Here is an 18,407-nt window from a genome sequence, read left to right as displayed (position 1 = left end):
GGCCCGAGGCCCGCCGCGCCGAACCCCGGTCGATGGTCCAGGATCCGGCGGCGGCCCCCGTCGTGCTTTCTCGGCGGCCGTTCGCCGACCGGATCGGTTCACCCGCCGGCCGGCGACCGCGCCGCGGCGCGGACCGATTGCATGCATGCAGGATGCGGCGGCAACCTCCGGTGGGGCCTTAACCCAGATTAAGGTTCCCGGTTCGCCGCCCCTTCCCCTGCCGCCCTGCCGCCGCTATCGTCGCAGCGGCACGACCTTCGGATGGACCCGATGACAGACCCCGCGGCGGCGACCGGACCGGACTCCATGGTGACGCCCGCCGACATCGCCGCGGCGGCCCGCCGCTTGGCCGGCCACGCCGTGCGCACGCCGCTGCTGGCGGTGCCCGATCTCGACGCCCGGACCGGCGGGCGCGTCTTCCTCAAGGCCGAACCCCTGCAGCGCACCGGGTCGTTCAAGTTCCGCGGCGCCTTCAACCGCATCGCGCAGATCGACCCGGCCGCCGCGCCGGGCGGGGTGGTCGCCTTCTCGTCGGGCAACCACGGGCAGGCGGTGGCCGTCGCGGCGCGGCGGTTCGGCCTGCCGGCGACGGTCGTCATGCCGTCCGACGCGCCGGCCATCAAGATCGAGCTGACCAGGGCGCACGGCGCGCGGGTGGTGCTCTACGACCGCCACGGCGAGGACCGCGCGGCGATCGCCGGAGCCATCGTGCGCGACACCGGCGCCGTGCTCGTGCCGCCCTTCGACGACCCGCACGTCATCGCCGGCCAGGGCACCGTCGGTCTGGAGATCGTCGAGGATCTCGCAGCCCTCGGCCTGGCGCCGGACGTCGTGCTGTCCTGTTGCGGCGGCGGCGGGCTGACCGCCGGCACGGCGACCGCGGTCAAGGCCGCCGTGCCGGCGGCGGCGGTCTACGCCGTCGAGCCCGAGGGGTTCGACGACACCGCCCGCTCCCTCGCCTGCGGCGAGCGCCAGCGCAACGCCGCCGGGGCGGCGACGATCTGCGACGCCATCGTCACGCCGACGCCGGGCGACCTGACGTTCCCCATCAACCGCCGCCTGCTGGCGGGCGGCCTGAGCGTCAGCGACGACGCGGTGCGGGCGGCCATCGTCTACGCCGTGCGGCACCTCAAGCTGGTCGTCGAGCCGGGCGGCGCCGTCTCCCTGGCCGCCGTGCTGGCCGGCAAGCTCGACCTCGCCGGCAAGACCGTCGCGGTGATCCTGTCCGGCGGCAACATCGACGCCTCCCTGCTGGCGGCGATCCTGGCCGCCGCCTGACCGCAGCGCCCGCTCCGGCCCGTTCCGCGGTGCGGCATTTTGTCGATTCCCCCAATCGGCCTCCGGTCTTTGTTGCATCGCAACTAATATATTAGTATGTAATTCTTAGTCACCGGCGCCTGAGACGAAGCCCAGCCGCAGCGGCGCACGCAGCGCCGCCACCCGCCGGCCACCGGATGACCAAGCCTTTTTCAAGCGGAGTGTTCCGTTATGCCTGCCAGTGAAGGACCCAAGGTCCGCGGTGCCGGAGCCCCGATCGAGAACGTCCCGTTCGACGAGATCCGGATCGGCCAATCGGCGAGCCTGTCGCGCCGCCTCACCCCCACCGAGGTCGAGCTGTTCGCCGCCGTGTCCGGCAACATCGACCCCGCCCATCTCGATGCCAAGTTCGCGGCCGACGGCCGGTTCCAGAAGGTCATCGGCCACGGCATGTGGTCGGGGGCGCTGATCTCCGGCGTGCTCGGCACCAAGCTGCCGGGCGCCGGCACCATCTACGCCGGGCAGGACCTGCGCTTCCGCCGGCCGGTGACGCTCGGCGACGAGGTCACCGCGACCGTCACGGTGACGGAGAAGCGGCCGGAGAAGTCCCTGGTCGTCTTCGACTGCGTCTGCGTCAACCAGAACGGCGAGGTGGTCACCACCGGCACCGCCACCGTCATCGCGCCGACCCGCAAGGTGAGCCTGCCGGCCCACGAGCTGCCGCAGATCCAGATGATCCGCCACGACCAGCACGACGCGCTGCTGGCCCGCTGCGACGCCCTGCCGCCGGTGACCACCGCCGTCGCCCATCCCTGCGACGAGAGCGCCCTGCGCGGCGCCGTCGAGGCGGCCGAGGCCGGCCTGATCGCCCCCGTCCTGGTGGGTCCGGAGGCGAAGATCCGCGCCGTGGCCGAGGCCCACGGCCTCGACCTGACGCCGTACCGCATCGTCGACGTCCCGCATTCCCACGCCGCCGCCGAGACCGCGGTGGCGCTGGCCCGGTCCGGCGAGGCCGAGGCGGTGATGAAGGGATCGCTGCACACCGACGAGCTGATGGCCCAGGTGGTCAAGAAGGACACCGGCCTGCGCACCGCGCGCCGCATCAGCCACGTCTTCGTGATGAACGTCCCGACCTATCCGCGGGCCCTGCTGATCACCGACGCGGCGATCAACATCCAGCCGACGCTGGAGGACAAGGTCCACATCGTCCAGAACGCCATCGACCTCGCCAAGGTGCTGGGCGTCGACGTGCCGAAGGTGGCCATCCTGTCGGCGGTCGAGACCTTGAACCCGAAGATCGAGACGACCCTGCAGGCGGCGGCGCTCTGCAAGATGGCCGACCGCGGCCAGATCCGGGGCGGCGTGCTCGACGGCCCGCTCGCCTTCGACAACGCCATCTCCGCGGAGGCCGCGCGCACCAAGGGGATCACCTCGCCGGTCGCCGGCCAGCCCGACATCCTGCTGGTGCCCAACCTGGAGGCCGGCAACATGCTGGCCAAGCAGCTCTCGTTCCTCGCCAACGCGGACGCCGCCGGCATCGTCCTGGGCGCCAAGGTCCCGGTGATCCTGACCAGCCGCGCCGACACGGTCCGCGCCCGCCTGGCGTCGTGCGCCGTCGCCTCGCTGATCGCCGCCGCCCGCCGGGCGCCCGCCCTCACCCTCGCCGCCGAATGAGGGAAGCCGCCATGTCCCAACGCAACGCCTATCTCGTCATCAACGCCGGCTCGTCCAGCCTGAAGTTCTGCGTCTTCCGCGACCAGGGCGAGGATGGCCCGGCGCCGGCGGTCTCCGGACAGATCTCCGGCATCGGCACCGCCCCCCGGTTCGAGGCCAAGGACGCCGCCCGGCGGGTGCTCGCCGACGAGGCCCTGAGCGGGCCGTCCGCCGCCGACCGCACCGGCCTGCTGACCTTCCTGCTGGACTGGCTGGCCGCCAACCTGCGCGACGCCACCCTGGTGGCGGCCGGCCACCGCGTGGTGCACGGCGGCACCCGGTTCGCCGCCCCGGTGCGCATCACCGCGGAGGTGATGGAGGCGCTGGAGCGGCTGGTGCCGCTGGCGCCGCTGCACCAGCCCCACAACCTGGCCGCCATCCGGGCGCTCGCCGGGGCCTTTCCCGACCTGCCGCAGGTGGCCTGCTTCGACACCGCCTTCCATCAGGACCGGCCATGGCAGGCGCAGGCCTTCGCCCTGCCGCGGGCGCTGACCGACGAGGGCATCCGCCGCTACGGCTTCCATGGCCTGTCCTACGAGTACATCGCCCGCCGCCTGCCGCAGATCGACCCGGCCCTGGCCGCCGGCCGCGTCGTCGTCTGCCATCTCGGCAGCGGGTCCAGCCTGTGCGCCCTCAGGGCCGGGCGCAGCGTCGACACCACCATGGGGTTCACGGCGCTCGACGGCGTGCCCATGGGCACCCGCCCCGGCGCCATCGATCCCGGCGTGCTGATCTACCTCATGCGCGAGAAGGGGATGGACGCCGACGCCCTGGAGACGCTGCTGTACAAGCAGTCGGGCCTGCTCGGCGTGTCCGGGGTGTCGAACGACATGCGCGACCTCCTCGACTCCGACGATCCCCACGCCGCGGAGGCGGTGGAGCTGTTCTGCTTCCGCGTCGCCAAGGAGGTGGCCGCGCTGGCGGCGTCGCTGGGCGGCCTGGACGGGCTGGTGTTCACCGCCGGCGTCGGCGAGAACTCCGCGCCGATCCGGGCGCGGCTGGGCGAACGGCTGGGCTGGCTGGGCGTCGACCTGGACCAGGCGGCCAACCGGGCGCGCGCCTCGCGGATCTCCACGGCGGCCAGCCGCATCCCGGTGTACGTCATCCCCACCGACGAGGAGCGGATGATCGCGATGCACACCCTCGCCGTCCTCGCCGGCACCGCCCCCGTCGCGGCGGCGGCGTGACGCCGCCCCGGGGCACGGAGACCGCCATGATCGACCGCGACGAACGCACCCTGGCCCGCCGGCGTCTGCTCGACGAAGGACACCGTCTCGGCCTGCCTGCGGACTGGCTGCGCCACCTGCCGCGGGCGTTGTCGCTGCCGGGCAACTGCCCGGCGGCGGCGCGCGGCATGGACACCTTTCTCACCTGGAAGCGGCAGGAGATGCTGGCCCGCCAGGGCCGTCTCGACGAGCTGGCGCCCGGCCTCGTGGTCCGGGCGTTGGAGGAGGCCGCCGCCGCCGACGGACCGCGGCGCCTGCGCGAGGCCGCGGAATGGCTGATGTTCGCGCTGGTCTGGCCGCGCCGCGGCGCCAGCCTGCTGGCCCAGCAGGCCACCGCGCTCGCCGATCTGCGCCACTGCCTCGCGCAGTCGCCGTCGATGCACCTGTTCGCCGATCTTCCCGACCTCTGGCGCAGCGCCCGCGACGCGGCCCTGCGCCTCGACGACCGCCTCGACCTGCCGAGCGCCTGTCCCTGGCCGTCGCTCGCCGCCCTGATGGAGGCCGCCGAGGTCCCCGCGTCGCCACGGGCGTCCGCCGCCTGAGCGCCGCGGACGCCGCCCGCAACCGGCAAGGAGGCCGGTTCCCATGGCAACCCTCAACCCCGTTCTCTACGCCCTCACGGCCGTCTTCTTCATCCTCGCCCTCAGGGACGCGCCGAAGCGCGCCACGGCGCGCCGCGGCTCCGTCTGGTTCCTGACCGCGCTCTCCCTCTTCGTCGGCATGGTCACGGCGAACGTCTTCCAGCCGTCGGCCGCCATGCTGCTCGCCCAGATCGTCACCTCGCTGTCGGTGGCCCTGATCGGCTTCTTCGCCCTCGACCACCGCCTGCGGCGGTCGGACACGCGGTCCTTCGGGGATGACTGACGTCGAGGCCGGCCCATCCGCTGCCGCCGCGCCGCCGGCGGCGCTCGCCGACGACGCGCGCTCCGGCATCCTGTCGATGCTGGCGGCGGTGGCGCTGATGGCCGTCATGAACGCGGTGTCCAAGCTCCTCGCCGACGGCTACTCGCTGGCCGAGATCGCCTTCTTCCGCAATCTCTTCGCCCTGCTGCCGGCGACCGCCATGGTGGCGGCGGCCGGCGGCGCGACGGTGCTGCGGACCGCCCACCCGCTGGGCCATCTCTGGCGCTCGCTGATCGGCCTGACGTCGATGGTCCTGCTGTTCTGGTCGTACCGCCTGCTGCCGCTGGCCGACGCGGTGGCGATCTCCTATTCCGCGCCGCTGTTCCTCACCGCGCTCTCCGTGCCGCTGCTGGGCGAGCGCGTCGGCCCGGTGCGCTGGGGCGCCGTCGCCCTCGGCTTCGCCGGCGTGGCGGTGATCGCCCAGCCGGGCGGCAGCGTGGAGCCGGGCGCCCTGGTGGCGCTCGCCGCGGCGGTCGCCTACGCGCTGGCCCAGATCGCCATGCGCCAGCTCGGCCGGACCGAACGTCCGGTGACCACCGTCTTCCACTTCACCGCCCTGTCGACCGTGCTGTGCGCGCTCGCCCTGCCCTTCGCCTGGACCACGCCGTCGGCGCGCGACCTCGCGCTGATGGCGGTCATGGGCCTGGCCGGCGGCGCCTCCCAGCACTTCATCACCCGCGCCTACGCCCGCGCCCCGGCCGCCCTGGTCAGCCCCTTCGGCTACACCGGGATCGTCTGGGCGGCCCTGTTCGGCTGGCTGCTGTGGGGCGACGCCCCTGCCCCCCACGTGGTCGCCGGAACCGCCATCATCGTCGCCGGCGGCCTCGTCATCCTGATCCGCGAAGCCCGCCGCGCCCCCACGCCGCGCTGATCCCTGCGACACGGTGTCCGGGCCGGAACGGCCCGGCACGGGCCGCTTGCCAACAGAACTGATATACTAGTATTCTTTGACAACCGTGGGAAAGGGGATCATGGCTGTGCGGATAGCGATCGACGAGTCGGGCCGCAGCGGCGCCGGCGCCGTCGACGGCACCACCGTCGCCATGGCCGCCACCCGCTGATCGTCCCAGCCGGAACCGGGCCGCGGCGTTCGGCGGCGGCCCAGAGCCAACCGACCCAGACCCAACCGGCCCAGACCCAACCGCCCTCGCCGGGGAGAAGCATCATGGCTGTACCCACCCGCGCCGTCGCCGCCCTCGGCGAATGCATGATCGAGCTGTTCCGCCGTTCCGACGGCGCGCTCACCATCGGATTCGGCGGCGACACGCTGAACACGGCGGTCTATCTCGCCCGCCTCGGCACCGCGGTCGACTACGTCACGGCGCTCGGCGACGACACCATCAGCGACGGCATGGTCACCGCCTGGGCGGCCGAGGGCGTCGGCACCGACCGCGTGCTGCGCGTGCCGGGGCGCCTGCCCGGCCTGTACCTGATCGAGACCGACGAGGACGGCGAACGCCACTTCCTCTACTGGCGCGACCGCGCGCCGGCGCGCGACCTCTTCGTCCTGCCGCAGTCGCCCGCCCTGCTGGCGGCGTTGGAGGGCTACGACGTGCTGTACCTCTCCGGCATCAGCCTCGCGATCTGGGGCGAGGCCGGCCGCGACGTGCTGTTCCAGCTGCTCGACCGCGTGCGCCGGCGCGGCGGGCGCGTCGTCTTCGACACCAATTGGCGGCCGCGCCTGTGGCCCGACCGGAAGACGGCGCAGCGCGCCTACGACGCCATGCTGGAACGCACCGACATCGCCCTGCCCGGAGTCGCCGACCTGCGCGACCTCTACGGCGACGACGGGGTCGAGGCGATCGTCGACCGCGTGCGCGCGGCCGGCGTCGCCGAGATGGTCGTCAAGCTGGCGACGCCCGGCTGCCGGGTGATCGCCGAGGGCGAGGACGCGCTGGTTCCGGCGACGCCGGTCGCCACGGTGGTCGACACCACGGCGGCCGGCGACAGCTTCAGCGCCGGCTACTTGGCGGCGCGCCTCGCCGGCGCCACGGCCGAGGCCGCCGCACGCTCCGGCCACCGCCTGGCGGCGCAGGTGATCCAGCACCGCGGCGCCATCATCCCCCGCGAGGCCATGGCCGCCGCCGCGCCGTGACCCGTTCCCGTCGAGCCGGCCCGCCGCCGGAAAGGAGCAACCGTCATGGCACCCGCCCCCCGCGAGGTCCATCGCGGCAGCACCGCGACCACCGTCTACCGCGCCCTGCGCGAGGACATCGTCTCCCTGCGCCGCAAGCCGGGCGATCCGATCGTCGAGAAGCAACTCGCCGAAACCTTCGGCGTCAGCCGGACACCGGTGCGTGAGGCGGTCCTGAAGCTCGCCGACGAGGGCCTCGTCGAGATCTTCCCGCAGTCGGGCACCTTCGTGTCGCGCATTCCCCTGCCGGCCCTGCCGGAGGCCGGGCTGATCCGCCGTTCGCTGGAGGGCACGGTGGTCCGTCTGGCGGCGGAGCGGGCCTCGCGCAGCCAGATCGCCCAGCTGCGGACGCACCTCGCCAAGCAGCTCGAGGCCGACGCCGCCCACGACCTCGACGGCTTCCACCAGGCCGACGAGGCGTTCCACGCGACCATCGCCGAGATCGCCGGCGCCCCCGGCGTCTGGACGGTGGTCCGCGCGGTCAAGGTCCAGGTCGACCGCTGCCGGCGCCTGACCCTGCCGGTGGCCGGGCACATCGCCAAGGCCATCGCCGAGCACGAGGCCATCGTCGACGCCATCGCCGCGCACGACCCCGAGCGCGCCGCCCGGGCGGTCTCCGACCACCTGGACGGGCTCGAGCTGACCATCGACGACATCCGCCACGCCACCCCGCTCTACTTCTCCCGGACCCTCACCAACCGGGAGTGGAGCACCGCCTGATCCCCATCGCCCCCCACCCGTCCCCCACCGCGAGACCCCCATGCCCGCCACTCCGCCGCCCGCCCTGCCGCGCCTCGAACCCGCCCTGACGGGACCGCGCGTCGTTCCCGTGCTCGTCCTCGACGACCCCGGCGAGGCCGTCGACCTCGCCCACGCCCTGGTCGCCGGCGGCCTGCGCACCCTGGAGGTGACGTTGCGCACCCCGGCCGCCCTCGCCTGCGCCGAGGCCATCGCCGCCGCCGTGCCGGCCGCGCTGGTCGGCCTCGGCACCCTGACGCGTCCCGAGCACTTCGCCCAGGCGCGCGACGCCGGCGCGCGGTTCCTGGTCAGCCCCGGCCTGACCGACCGGCTGGCCGCGGCGGCGCTCGCCACCGGCCTGCCCTACCTGCCCGGCATCGCCACCCTGTCCGAAGCGCTGATCGCCCGCGAGCACGGATTCGTCGAGCAGAAGTTCTTTCCCGCCATGCTCAACGGCGGCGTGCCGGCGCTGCGGGGCATGGTGCCGCTGCTGCCCGACGTCCGCTTCTGCCCCACCGGCGGCATCCGCGCCGAGCACGTCGGCGAGTTCCTCGCCCTCCCCAACGTCTTTGCGCTGGGCGGCACCTGGCTGACGCCGGAGGCCCTGGTGAAGGAACGGCGCTGGGGCGACATCGAGCGGCTGGCCCGTGCCGCCGCCGAAGCCGCCCGCCCCGCCTGACCCGGCGCGACCGGCCAAGTCTCTCCCGCCGCTTCGGCAAATCCTTTGCTGCGCCCGCTCCCTCTTCGTCCAGAGGAGCGGGCGCACTGCTTTTCCGGAACGCTTCCCGGCACCCCGCCAATACTGGGTGCGACATTGTGTCAGGCGGCGCCTTCCGCCTCCGTCGGTCCTTGCCGCCTAACTGATATACTAGTATAACTGTGGCGACGGACAGGAACGGCCACCGACGGGTCCGTCACCGACCTCGACCGCTGGACCGGACGCCCGCATCGCCGGAAGCCGTCCGGCCGAGGCCTGGAGAGGAGCAATCCAATGATCTGGCTCAACACCCGGGGCGCCCGCCGCGGCGACACTGGACACGCACGCCCGAACCGCGCGAACGGACCCCGCCCGGACCACAGCCATCGATGCCTGCGACCGTCCTCCGCCCATGGGCACCGCCGCCGACGACGACCGCGCTGACCGGCGCGTCCCGCCTGCACCGCGCGTGGCCGCCGGAGGCCGCCGAACCGCCCTACGCACCGCATCGCTCCAGCGATCCCAAGGGAACAACGAAGCGCTGGACGGCCCAAGGAGTACCGACATGAACATCAAAGCGCGGATCGACCGCATTCCCGGCGGAATGATGATCGTCCCCCTCTTCCTCGGCGCCTGCCTCAACACCTTCGCCCCCTGGACGGCGGACTTCTTCGGCTCCTTCACCAAGGGGCTGATCACCGGCACCTTGCCGATCCTGTCCGTGTGGTTCTTCTGCATCGGCGCCAGCATCAGCCTGAAGGCGACGCCGCTGGTGCTGCGCAAGAGCGGCGTGCTGGTGTCGGTCAAGGTCTTCACCGCCGCCATGGCCGGCGTGATCGCCTCCTGGTTCATCCCCACCGAAGGCATCACCTCGGGCTTCTTCACCGGCCTGTCGGTGCTCGCCATCATCGCCGCCATGAACGACACCAACGGCGGCATGTACATGGCGCTGATGCAGCAGTACGGCACCAAGGAGGAATCCGGCGCCTTCTGCCTGATGTGCCTGGAATCGGGTCCCTTCATGACGATGGTCACGCTGGGCCTGGCGGGTCTCGCCAGCTTCCCCTGGCAGACCATGGTCGGCGCCCTGCTGCCGTTCCTGGCCGGCTTCGCGCTGGGCAACCTCGACAAGGACCTGCGCGCCTTCTTCAGCCAGGGCGTGTCGGTGATGGTGCCCTTCTTCGCCTTCGCGCTCGGCAACGGCCTCAACTTCAGCGTCATCCTGAACACCGGCCTGCTCGGCATCGTGCTCGGCCTGGCGGTGATCCTGGTGACCGGCACCACGCTGGTGCTGGCCGACATCTTCCTGGCCAAGGGCAACGGCACCGCCGGCGTGGGCGCCGCCTCGACGGCCGGCGCCGCGGTGACGGTCCCGCCGATCATCGCCTCGATCGAGCCGTCCTTCGCCTCGGTCGCGCCGGCCGCCACCGCCCTGGTCGCCACCAGCGTCGTCGTCACCGCCCTGCTGACGCCGGTCCTGACGGCTTGGTGGGCCCGGCGCTGGGGCGTCCTGTCGGCGCGCTACCAGGAGACCGAGCGCCGCGCCGCCGAGGCCGCCGTCCTGAAGGTCGCCACCCCGGCGGAATGACCGGACCGGTCCCAGCCACGGCCGCCGCGGCCGGGAGAGGCGCCCCCGCACCGGGCGTCCTCCCCTCCGGGGCGGCCCTTCCCACGAGGTTCTCGCCATGCCCGACACCCTGACCGTCGCCCCGGCCCTGGCCGCCGCCGTCGACGCCCTGCTCACGGCCCGCCGCACCGGCACCCGGCTGGACGCGCTGCCGCGGTCCGCCCGCCCCACCACCAAGGACGAGGCCTACGCCATCCAGAACGCGGTGGCCCGCGAGCTCGGCCCGGTGACCGCCTGGAAGGTGGGAGCCCCCGCCCCCGACGCCGAGCCGAGCTGCGCGCCGATCAACCCGGACACGCTGTTCTTCGAGATCGACGAGCTGCCGGCCGACCGCTTCCACGTCATCGGCATCGAGGCGGAGATCGTCTACCGCCTCGCCCGCGATCTGCCGACCGACGGCCGGATCTGGACGCGTGCCGAGGTCCTCGACGCCGTCGCCTCCGTCCATCCCGCCTTCGAGATCTGCGACACCCGCTTCGCCGAATACGGCGCGCAGGACCCGCTCAGCCACCTCGCCGACCAGGCCAACCATGGCGCCCTGATCGTCGGCCCGGCCGCCGCCGACGGACGGTCGATCGACCCGGTGCGCCAGCCGATCACGCTGGAGATCAACGGCCGCACGGCGGTCGAGGTGATCGGCGGCAACTCCGCCGGCGACCCCGTCAACCTGCTGCTGTGGCTCGCCAACGTGGGATCCCGGCCGTTCGGCGGTCTGCGCGCCGGTGACTGCGTGACAACCGGCTCCTGCACAGGCACGCTCTTCATCCAGCCGGGCAGCCGCGCCGTCGCCCGCTATCCCGGCCTCGGCACCATCGCCCTGGCCGTTCCCTGACCCGCGGCCGCCGCGCCCGCCCCGACGGCGGGCGCGGCGGCACCCCGACCATTGGAAGGCCCCATGGACCGCAAGCGCATCGCCCTGGTCGCCCACGACGCCCGCAAGAGCGACCTCATCGCCTGGATCGGCGCCAATCTGGGACGGCTGGAAGGCCACGCCTTCTGGGCCACCGGCACCACCGGGCGGCAGGTCCGCGACGCCCACCCCGGCCTGGAGGTCACCGCGCTGAAGAGCGGCCCGCTCGGCGGCGACCAGCAGATCGGCGCGATGATCGCCGAGGGACGGATCGACCTTCTGGTGTTCTTCGTCGACCCCATGACGGCGCAGCCCCACGACGTCGACGTCAAGGCGCTGACCCGGCTGGCCACCCTCTACAACATCCCGATGGCGTGCAACCAGGCGACCGCCGACATGATCGTCGCCTCGCCGCTGTTCAGCGACGGCTACGCGCCGCGGCCCGCCGACTTCGGCGGCTACGAGTCCCGTCCCTTGTGAGGGCGGTCACCGGCCGACGTGGAGCAGGGCGGTCGCGATCACCAGCCCCATGAGCGCGGCGCCGACCGCCGCCGCCGCCGCGAACGCGGCCGGCGGCACGACGCGCTCGCGCAGCGCGGCCCCCGCCACCACCGCCGAGACCGGACCATAGAGCAGGACCGCGGTCGCCAGGCCCGGGGAATAGCGCCCGTACAGCATCGTGGTCACCGCGTGGAAGACGGCGTTCCAGAACAGGTGGCCGCTCGCCCAGGACAGGAGGACGAAGGCCGACACCCGTGACGGGCGCGCCCAGGCCCAGGCCGTCAGGCCGAGCAGGACCGCCATGAACACGGCGTTGTTCTGCAGGAAGGCCGGCACCGTCATCGGGCTGCCGAGCGTCGTCGTCGCCCAGTCCGGGAAACCCGCCGCGTACTCCTCGGCGAGGTGCGGCACGAACGCCGCCGGCATCAGCCACACCGCGGTCCGGAAACGGGGACGGCCGGTCGGGAAGGCGGCGGCGGGCACCGGTCACGCCACGAAATATTCGGGCGTCTGCCGTTGGGCGTCGTTGATGCCGAGCTGCAGGTCGTCGAGGTGGTGCGTGATCTCCCGCGCGGCGCGGTCCGGGTCGCCGGCGGCGATGGCGTCCAGGATCGCCTCGTGCTCGGCGATGGCCTTCTGCACGCGCCCGACCACCGGCAGGGTCAGGTGGCGGTAGCGGTCGACGTGGATCTTGACCTGCTGGGTCACCGTCCAGAAGCCGGGATAGCCCGCCGTCTCCGCCAGCAGCGCGTGGAACGCCTCGTCGGCGTCGTGGAAGCCGTCGAGGTCGCCGGCCGCCTCCTTCTCGTGCTGCAGTTCCAGATTGGCGCGCAGCGCCGCGACCTGGCTGCGGCTCGCCCGCTCGGCCGCGTAGCGCACCGTCGCCTCCTCCAGCACCCGGCGGATGGCGATCGCTTCGGGCAGGCCGGCGAGCGGGATGCGGGCGACGAAGGTGCCGGACTGCGGAAAGATCTCGATGAGGCCCTCGTCGGCGAGCTTGAGCACCGCCTCGCGCACCGGCGTCCGGCTCACCCCGTACGTCTCGGCGATCTGCTTCTCGACGATCGGCTCCCCCGGCTTGCGGTGGACGGCGATGATGGCGTCCCGCAGATCCCGGTAGATCGTCGCCGCCGCCGACGTCCCACGCTGCACGGGGCGCCCGACCGCCTTGGCGGGACCGCGGCGCCGTGTCTGGAGTTCGGTCGAGGCATCCCGTTGCGTGTTCGGATCCATCATTTCCCGCGTTCCGTCGGGCCGTCGTTCCACGGCATCTAATATACGACGTCGCGGACTGTGATGGAAAGGACTTGTCCGGGATCGGCGACGACCAGCGCGGCGGCGGCGATGCCGCGGTCCAGCAGGCGCGAGTTCAGGGTCGGCGCCGGCCGGCCGTTGACATTGCGGAGCGGCGCCCCGAACCTGCGACCTTTCTTCGCCGCCGGTGAAGCATGGACCATCTCGACCCGAGCCTCCTGCGCACCTTCCTGGCCTTCGTCGACAGCGGCTCGCTGAGCCGGGCGTCGGCCGTCGTCGGGCGGTCGCCGTCGGCGGTCACCGCGCAGATGCAGCGCCTGGAGGAGGCCGTCGGCGAGCCGCTGGTGCTGCCGTCGGGCCGCGGCCGCACCCTGACCCCGGCGGGGCAGGAGCTGGCCGGCCACGCCCGGCGGATTCTCGCCGCCCACCGCGCCGCCCTGCTGAGCCTGAAGGGAAGCCGCGCCGAGGGACGGCTGGCGATCGCCACCACCCAGGACTTCGCCGAGCACGGGCTGGCCCCCCTGCTCCGCCTGTTCGCCGCGACCCATCCGCGGGTGCGGCTGAACCTGCGGGTCGGCCGGTCGGCCGAGCTGGGGCGGGCGTTCGCGGCCGGGGAGAGCGACGTGCTGGTGGCGATGCGCGCGGCGCCCGGCGCCGACGAGGTCGCGGTCGTCCGCGAGCCGATGGTCTGGCTGGCGGGCGGCGACGGTCCGGCGGCACCGGACGACGAGGTGCCGCTCGCCCTGCTCGATCCGCCCTGCGGCTTCCGCGACGCGGCGCTGTCGGCCCTCGACCGCGCCGGGCGCCGCTACCGCATCGTCGCCACCAGCCAGAGCCTGTCGGGGCTGCGCACCGCCGTGGCGGCGGGGCTGGCGGTCACCGTGCGCACGCCGCGCTGGAGCCGCGACGGCGTCGGGCCGGCGCCGCCGGCCCTCGGCCTGCCGGAGCTGGAGGACGCCGCCTTCGCCATCCGGGTGCGCCCCGACGCCGTGCCGATGGCGCACGACCTGGGCCGGCTCCTGGCGGAGGGGCTGGCGGTCGATCTCGATCCGTGAGGCGGGCGCGATCCGTGAGGCGGGTCGGGCGCCGGCGCTACAGCACCCGCGCGCCGGGGCGCGCGGCGGCCGTCGCCGCGGAGCCGGGGCCACGCCGAAGGCGTCGATGAAGGACGCCGCCATGGCTGGTGCTTCCGGATGGGGGTTGGGCGGAAGGATGTCTGAACCGCGGCGTTGCCCCCGGTCTACACACTCCGCCGGGGGAGGGTCAGACCGGATCGCCCTTCAGGAGATGTGCGAATCCGCCGGCCCGGAGTGGGAGAGGGCGGCAACGGCCGGTCACCGGCCGTCCGGCGCGAGGTGGCGGTGCAGGAAGTCCCAGCCGGCGCCGGCGGCGCTCCGCAGGTCGTTCACGGTGGTGAAGTGCCGCGCCCCGGGCAGCTCCTGCAGCCGGTTTCCGGGCGACGCCGGCAGGCGGGCGTGGAATTCCGCCGACTGCCGGCGGAACTCGTCGGACTCGTCGCCGCCGACCACCACCATGGTGGGCGGCACGACGCCGGTCAGCCGGCCGGTCACGCTGGCCGCGGCGACCTCCGCCGCGCTCAGGCCGAGCGCCGCGTTGCGGCTCGACCGGGCGACCGGCTCCAGGTCGTACATGCCGCTCACCAGATAGGCGCAGGCCGGCGGCCGCGGACCGCCGGCCAGCCCGGTCGCCAGCGCCAGCGCGGCGAGGTGCGCCCCCGAGGAATGCCCGGCGAGCGCGATCCGCTCGGGCCGCACGCCGAAGCGTCCGGCGTGCGCCTGCAGGTGGCGGAAGGCGCGGGTGACGGCGGCGGCGATCGCCGGCAGGCGGGTGTCCGGCATCTTCGGCAGGTTGACGGCGACGAAGGCGACTCCCTGCCCGGTCACGCAGTCGGCCCAGAAGCTGGTCTCCGCCGTCGTGTTGAACCGCCACTGGCCGCCGTGCACGAAGAGCAGCGCCGGCGCCGGGCCCGCTCCCGGCGGCGCGAACACGTCATAGGTCTCCAGCGCCGCGGCGCCGTAGGGGACGTCGGCCGCGAAGGGCAGCGCGCCGCGGTTGCGCCGGCTCTGCGCGCGCAGGGCGGCGAGATCGGCGTCCGCCTGCGGCGTGCCGGTGTTGGTGTACTGGGCGTCCAGTTCGGCCTGGCTGTAGCGCTCGTGATACGCCGGGGCGGTCATTGCTCTCTTGCCATAATACATTGCCCGTGACACATCGGAAGCGATGAGACATCGGGCGACCGTAACGCGCCCGCCTGCGGGGGAACAAGCACCATGACCAGCGTCGAGGCGACCGCCCTCGCCATGCCGCTCGACCGCGACGGCGGCAAGCCGGTCTTCGCGCAGATCCGCGACCGTCTGGTCGGGATGATCGGTTCCGGCGCGCTCGCCGACGGCGCCCGGCTGCCGCCGATCCGGACGCTGGCCGAGGCCCTGGGCGTCAACGCCATGACGGTCGCCAAGGCCTACCGCGAGCTGGCGCAGGGCGGCTTCACCGAGGCCCGCGCCGGCGGCGGCACCTACGTGCGTGCGCCGGCGCCGCCGGGGCGGCCCGCGCCGGCCGGTGCCGGCGTCGCGGCGGGCGAGGCCGGCGAGGCCGAGCCGGTGCCGCTGACCGCCCGCCTCTTCGAGCTGGCCCGGGCGCCCGGCGTCATCGGCTTCACCGGCAACTACCCCGGCGCCGAGGAGAGCCGGGTCGAGCTGTTCCGGCGGCGGATCGCGGCGCTGGCGGCCGGCCCCGCGGCCGACCGCTTCTTCCGCTACGACCCGCCGAACGGCCGCCAGTGCCTGCGCGAGGCCACGGCCTCCTTCCTGGCCGACCAGGGAATCGCGGCGCGGCCCGGCGAGATCATGGTGACGTCGGGCGGCCAGCAGGCGATCGACCTGGCGGTCCGCGCCCTGGTCCGTCCGGGCGACCTGGTGGTCGTCGAGCGGCCGACCTATCACGGTGCCCTCGCCGCCCTGCGCGAGGCCGGCGCCCGGCTCGCCGAGGTGCCGCTCACCGAGGACGGCCCCGACCTCGACCGGCTGGACGCGCTGCTGGCCGGCGAGCGGCCGCGCCTCGTCTATCTCAACCCGACCTTCCAGAACCCCACCGGCACCACCATCGGCCTGACGGCGCGCCAAGCCATCCTCGACCGGCTGCGCGCCCGCGGCGTGCCGCTGCTGGAGGACGACCACTGCCCGGAGCTGCGCTTCCGCGGCGCCCCCGTCCCCGCCTTCCGGGCGCTGGCCGGGGCCGAGGAGACGGTGTTCTACGCCCGCGGATTCGGCAAGGCGATGCTGCCGGGTGTCCGCCTCGGCTTCCTCCTGGCGCCGGCCTGGGCCCACAAGCGGCTGGCCGAGCTGAAGGCGCTCACCGACCTGCAGTCCAACGCCTTCATGCAGGGCGCGCTCGCCGACTGGCTGGGCGGCGACCGCGCCGCCGTGGTCGACCGGCTGGTGCGCGTCTACGGCGCCCGCCAGCAGCGCCTCGTCGACTGCCTGCGCGCCGGGCTGCCGCCGACGGTGCGGATCGTCCAGCCCGACGGCGGGCTCAGCCTGTGGATGGAGCTGCCGGACGGGGCGGCCGTCGGCGAGCTGTACTACCGCGCCGTGAACCGGGGGGTGGCGTTCGCGCCCGGCACCCCGTTCTACGCCGCCGCTCCCGATCCGCGCACCCTGCGCCTCAGCTTCGGCCTGGTGCCCGACGACCGCATCGCCGAGGGGGCCGGCCGGCTGTGCTCGCTGGTGCGCGACCTCGTCGACCCGACCGGGCCGTGGAACGGCTGGGTCGTCTGACGCCGACGCGAATTGTATTAGTATAAATTTCCGATGCACTAGTCTGTTTTGCGCGCACATCGCCCCGCGCGTGGGCAGCCGCCGCCCAAAATGCGGGCGATCCCCCCTTCTGGCCTTGCCGCACCCGCGGCAAACCGCCGCTGCCCAGTTGGCACGACGCTTGCTGATGGATGTATCATCAGACAAACGCTTTGTATCAATGGAGGCGGCGGGCATGGGAGACAGGCGATGAAGGCGGGCGGCGAGGAGCGGCTCGAGGCGCTGGCCCAACGGGTGCGGCGCGACCTGGAGATCCTGGCCTATCCCAACGTCGACTGGGTGCAGCCCGTCACCCATTCCTCGGGGGCGCGCGTGCACGACGTCGCCGTCGTCGGCGGCGGCCAGTCGGGTCTCGGGGTGGCGCTCGGCCTGAAACGCGACGGCGTGACCGACGTGGTGGTGATCGACCGCAACCCGGCCGGCTTCGAAGGGCCCTGGGAGACGTTCGCGCGCATGGACAAGCTGCGCACGCCGCGCTTCCTGGTCGGCCTCGACCAGGGCCTGCCGAACCTCTGCCTGCGCACGTGGTACGAGGCGTGCCACGGCGAAGAGGCGTGGCTGGCGCTCGACCGCCTGCCGCGCCCGGAATGGATGGCCTACCTGCGCTGGTACCGGCAGACCCTCGGCATCGCCGTGCGCAACGAGACGGTGCTGGAGGCGATCGAGCCCGACGGCCCGGTCCTCGCCCTGCGCCTGGGCACGCCGGCGGGGCCGGAGGTCCTGCTGGCGCGCCGGGTGGTGCTCGCCACCGGCTACGACGGCGGCGGCGAATGGCGCGTCCCCGCCGAGATCCGGGCGGCGCTGCCCGACCCGGTGTGCCGCCACTCCAACGGGCCGATCGACTTCGCGCCGATGCGCGGCAAGCGGGTCGGCGTGCTGGGGCACGGCGCCTCGGCCTTCGACGCCGCGCTGGCCGCGCTGCGCCACGGTGCGGCGTCGGTGGACCTGTGCTTCCGCCGCCCCGCCCTGCCCGGCGTCAATCCCCACCGCTGGATCGAGTTCGCCGGCTTCCTCAAGCATTTCCCCGACCTGGACGACGCCGTCCGCTGGAGCGTCAACCACCATTTCGACGCGGTCGACCAGCCGCCGGCGCGCCACAGCTTCGACGCCGCCCACGCCTTCGACGCCTTCCGCGTTCACCCCGGCGCGCCGTGGAGCCGCGTCGCCTGGGTGGACGGCGAGGTCCGGGTCGAGACGCCGGCCGGGCGCTTCGCCTTCGACACGGTGGTGTGCGCCACCGGCTCGGCCATCGACCTCGCCCACCGTCCCGAACTGCGCCCCTTCGCCGGCGCCATCGCCCTCTGGGAGGACCGCTACGTCCCGCCCCCGGAGGAGGCGCACCCGACGCTCGGCCGCTACCCCTACCTCGGGCGCCACTACGAACTGCAGCCGCGCCGCCCGGGCGAGGCCGACTTCCTGCAGCGCATCTACGCCTTCAACTTCGCCGCCATCGTCAGCATGGGGCCCCACTCGACGTCGATCAGCGGCCACAAGTACTCCATCCCCCGCGTCGTCGCCGGGGTGACCCGCAGCCTGTTCCGGGAGCAGTCGGACTGGCTGGTCCCCGCCCTCAGGGCCTACGACGAGGTCGAGCTCGAACTGCCGGTGCGCGACAGCGCGCCGCCGGTGTCGCTGTTCGACGGCACCGACCAATTCACCGCAGCGGAGTGACGC

General features: G+C 73.7%; 19 protein-coding genes. 15 read left to right on the top strand and 4 right to left on the bottom strand.

The window, feature by feature from the left end:
* Window positions 1–270: 270 nt before the first annotated feature.
* The 12 genes from ACSBPG_RS13670 to ACSBPG_RS13615 all read left to right on the top strand — a co-directional run bounded on the left by ACSBPG_RS13670 (window position 271) and on the right by ACSBPG_RS13615 (window position 11,625).
* Window positions 271–1,278, top strand: a complete 1,008-nt coding sequence (locus ACSBPG_RS13670) for a threonine ammonia-lyase (protein ID WP_435537726.1) — start codon at window positions 271–273, stop codon at window positions 1,276–1,278.
* Between the two features lie 210 nt (window positions 1,279–1,488).
* Window positions 1,489–2,931, top strand: a complete 1,443-nt coding sequence (locus tag ACSBPG_RS13665) for a bifunctional enoyl-CoA hydratase/phosphate acetyltransferase (protein ID WP_435537725.1) — start codon at window positions 1,489–1,491, stop codon at window positions 2,929–2,931.
* An 11-nt stretch (window positions 2,932–2,942) separates the two neighbouring features.
* Complete coding sequence (locus tag ACSBPG_RS13660; protein WP_435537724.1) at window positions 2,943–4,157, top strand: acetate/propionate family kinase; 1,215 nt, start codon at window positions 2,943–2,945, stop codon at window positions 4,155–4,157.
* Between the two features lie 26 nt (window positions 4,158–4,183).
* Window positions 4,184–4,738, top strand: coding sequence for a hypothetical protein (locus tag ACSBPG_RS13655; protein ID WP_435537723.1), 555 nt, complete (start codon window positions 4,184–4,186; stop codon window positions 4,736–4,738).
* A gap of 43 nt (window positions 4,739–4,781) precedes the next feature.
* On the top strand, window positions 4,782–5,060 hold the full coding sequence (locus ACSBPG_RS13650) for a hypothetical protein (RefSeq protein WP_435537722.1): 279 nt from the start codon (window positions 4,782–4,784) through the stop codon (window positions 5,058–5,060).
* Entirely contained in the window at window positions 5,053–5,970 is a 918-nt protein-coding gene (locus tag ACSBPG_RS13645) for a DMT family transporter (RefSeq protein WP_435537721.1), read from the top strand. The genes ACSBPG_RS13650 and ACSBPG_RS13645 overlap by 8 nt, the downstream gene beginning before the upstream one ends.
* Window positions 5,971–6,264: 294 nt before the next feature.
* Entirely contained in the window at window positions 6,265–7,194 is a 930-nt protein-coding gene (locus tag ACSBPG_RS13640) for a sugar kinase (protein ID WP_435537720.1), read from the top strand.
* Window positions 7,195–7,239: 45 nt separating this feature from the next.
* Window positions 7,240–7,953, top strand: a complete 714-nt coding sequence (locus tag ACSBPG_RS13635) for a GntR family transcriptional regulator (protein WP_435537719.1) — start codon at window positions 7,240–7,242, stop codon at window positions 7,951–7,953.
* A gap of 40 nt (window positions 7,954–7,993) precedes the next feature.
* Entirely contained in the window at window positions 7,994–8,650 is a 657-nt protein-coding gene (gene eda / locus ACSBPG_RS13630) for a bifunctional 4-hydroxy-2-oxoglutarate aldolase/2-dehydro-3-deoxy-phosphogluconate aldolase (RefSeq protein ID WP_435537718.1), read from the top strand.
* Between the two features lie 583 nt (window positions 8,651–9,233).
* Window positions 9,234–10,256, top strand: coding sequence for a 2-keto-3-deoxygluconate transporter (gene kdgT / locus ACSBPG_RS13625; protein WP_435537717.1), 1,023 nt, complete (start codon window positions 9,234–9,236; stop codon window positions 10,254–10,256).
* 97 nt (window positions 10,257–10,353) lie between these two features.
* Window positions 10,354–11,127: a 2-keto-4-pentenoate hydratase gene (locus tag ACSBPG_RS13620; RefSeq protein ID WP_435537716.1), complete on the top strand. Its 774-nt coding sequence runs from the start codon at window positions 10,354–10,356 to the stop codon at window positions 11,125–11,127.
* 63 nt (window positions 11,128–11,190) lie between these two features.
* Window positions 11,191–11,625 carry a methylglyoxal synthase gene (locus ACSBPG_RS13615; protein ID WP_435537715.1) on the top strand — a complete coding sequence of 145 codons (435 nt, stop codon included), beginning with the start codon at window positions 11,191–11,193 and terminating at the stop codon, window positions 11,623–11,625.
* Between the two features lie 6 nt (window positions 11,626–11,631).
* Here ACSBPG_RS13615 and ACSBPG_RS13610 read toward each other — a convergent pair whose 3' ends face one another.
* The 3 genes from ACSBPG_RS13610 to ACSBPG_RS13600 are packed head-to-tail and all read right to left on the bottom strand — an operon-like array spanning window position 11,632 to window position 13,103.
* A complete protein-coding gene (locus ACSBPG_RS13610) occupies window positions 11,632–12,129 on the bottom strand; it encodes an HXXEE domain-containing protein (RefSeq protein WP_435537714.1) in 498 nt (165 codons plus the stop codon).
* Between the two features lie 3 nt (window positions 12,130–12,132).
* Window positions 12,133–12,882 carry a GntR family transcriptional regulator gene (locus ACSBPG_RS13605; protein WP_435537713.1) on the bottom strand — a complete coding sequence of 250 codons (750 nt, stop codon included), beginning with the start codon at window positions 12,880–12,882 and terminating at the stop codon, window positions 12,133–12,135.
* Window positions 12,883–12,917: 35 nt separating this feature from the next.
* Window positions 12,918–13,103, bottom strand: a complete 186-nt coding sequence (locus ACSBPG_RS13600; RefSeq protein ID WP_435537712.1) for a hypothetical protein — start codon at window positions 13,101–13,103, stop codon at window positions 12,918–12,920.
* On the opposite strand from ACSBPG_RS13600, the gene ACSBPG_RS13595 reads away from it, so the two are divergent.
* Window positions 13,095–13,955 (top strand): LysR substrate-binding domain-containing protein, encoded by an 861-nt coding sequence (locus ACSBPG_RS13595; RefSeq protein ID WP_435537711.1) that lies wholly within the window; start codon window positions 13,095–13,097, stop codon window positions 13,953–13,955. The two genes, ACSBPG_RS13600 and ACSBPG_RS13595, sit on opposite strands and share 9 nt — an antisense overlap.
* A gap of 279 nt (window positions 13,956–14,234) precedes the next feature.
* On the opposite strand, the gene ACSBPG_RS13590 is transcribed toward ACSBPG_RS13595, so the two are convergent.
* Entirely contained in the window at window positions 14,235–15,095 is an 861-nt protein-coding gene (locus ACSBPG_RS13590) for an alpha/beta hydrolase (RefSeq protein ID WP_435537710.1), read from the bottom strand.
* Window positions 15,096–15,188: 93 nt separating this feature from the next.
* Between ACSBPG_RS13590 and ACSBPG_RS13585 the strand changes: the two genes are divergently transcribed.
* A complete protein-coding gene (locus ACSBPG_RS13585) occupies window positions 15,189–16,694 on the top strand; it encodes a PLP-dependent aminotransferase family protein (protein WP_435537709.1) in 1,506 nt (501 codons plus the stop codon).
* 228 nt (window positions 16,695–16,922) lie between these two features.
* Window positions 16,923–18,404: an NAD(P)-binding domain-containing protein gene (locus tag ACSBPG_RS13580; RefSeq protein ID WP_435537708.1), complete on the top strand. Its 1,482-nt coding sequence runs from the start codon at window positions 16,923–16,925 to the stop codon at window positions 18,402–18,404.
* Window positions 18,405–18,407 lie beyond the last annotated feature (3 nt).

This window comes from Azospirillum sp. ST 5-10 (assembly GCF_051225715.1).
Lineage (GTDB): Bacteria > Pseudomonadota > Alphaproteobacteria > Azospirillales > Azospirillaceae > Azospirillum.
The sequence above is the reverse complement of the archived record's forward strand: the minus strand, read 5'-3'. Positions and strand labels throughout refer to the sequence as shown.

What these genes read in the sequence shown, in the direction of transcription:
- ACSBPG_RS13670 (WP_435537726.1), top strand. Translation starts at nt 271, where the DNA reads ATGACAGACCCCGCGGCGGCGACCGGACCGGACTCCATGGTGACGCCC.
- ACSBPG_RS13665 (WP_435537725.1), top strand. Translation starts at nt 1,489, where the DNA reads ATGCCTGCCAGTGAAGGACCCAAGGTCCGCGGTGCCGGAGCCCCGATC.
- ACSBPG_RS13660 (WP_435537724.1), top strand. Translation starts at nt 2,943, where the DNA reads ATGTCCCAACGCAACGCCTATCTCGTCATCAACGCCGGCTCGTCCAGC.
- ACSBPG_RS13655 (WP_435537723.1), top strand. Translation starts at nt 4,184, where the DNA reads ATGATCGACCGCGACGAACGCACCCTGGCCCGCCGGCGTCTGCTCGAC.
- ACSBPG_RS13650 (WP_435537722.1), top strand. Translation starts at nt 4,782, where the DNA reads ATGGCAACCCTCAACCCCGTTCTCTACGCCCTCACGGCCGTCTTCTTC.
- ACSBPG_RS13645 (WP_435537721.1), top strand. Translation starts at nt 5,053, where the DNA reads ATGACTGACGTCGAGGCCGGCCCATCCGCTGCCGCCGCGCCGCCGGCG.
- ACSBPG_RS13640 (WP_435537720.1), top strand. Translation starts at nt 6,265, where the DNA reads ATGGCTGTACCCACCCGCGCCGTCGCCGCCCTCGGCGAATGCATGATC.
- ACSBPG_RS13635 (WP_435537719.1), top strand. Translation starts at nt 7,240, where the DNA reads ATGGCACCCGCCCCCCGCGAGGTCCATCGCGGCAGCACCGCGACCACC.
- eda (WP_435537718.1), top strand. Translation starts at nt 7,994, where the DNA reads ATGCCCGCCACTCCGCCGCCCGCCCTGCCGCGCCTCGAACCCGCCCTG.
- kdgT (WP_435537717.1), top strand. Translation starts at nt 9,234, where the DNA reads ATGAACATCAAAGCGCGGATCGACCGCATTCCCGGCGGAATGATGATC.
- ACSBPG_RS13620 (WP_435537716.1), top strand. Translation starts at nt 10,354, where the DNA reads ATGCCCGACACCCTGACCGTCGCCCCGGCCCTGGCCGCCGCCGTCGAC.
- ACSBPG_RS13615 (WP_435537715.1), top strand. Translation starts at nt 11,191, where the DNA reads ATGGACCGCAAGCGCATCGCCCTGGTCGCCCACGACGCCCGCAAGAGC.
- ACSBPG_RS13605 (WP_435537713.1), bottom strand. Translation starts at nt 12,882, where the DNA reads ATGATGGATCCGAACACGCAACGGGATGCCTCGACCGAACTCCAGACA.
- ACSBPG_RS13595 (WP_435537711.1), top strand. Translation starts at nt 13,095, where the DNA reads ATGGACCATCTCGACCCGAGCCTCCTGCGCACCTTCCTGGCCTTCGTC.
- ACSBPG_RS13600 (WP_435537712.1), bottom strand. Translation starts at nt 13,103, where the DNA reads ATGGTCCATGCTTCACCGGCGGCGAAGAAAGGTCGCAGGTTCGGGGCG.
- ACSBPG_RS13590 (WP_435537710.1), bottom strand. Translation starts at nt 15,095, where the DNA reads ATGACCGCCCCGGCGTATCACGAGCGCTACAGCCAGGCCGAACTGGAC.
- ACSBPG_RS13585 (WP_435537709.1), top strand. Translation starts at nt 15,189, where the DNA reads ATGACCAGCGTCGAGGCGACCGCCCTCGCCATGCCGCTCGACCGCGAC.
- ACSBPG_RS13580 (WP_435537708.1), top strand. Translation starts at nt 16,923, where the DNA reads ATGAAGGCGGGCGGCGAGGAGCGGCTCGAGGCGCTGGCCCAACGGGTG.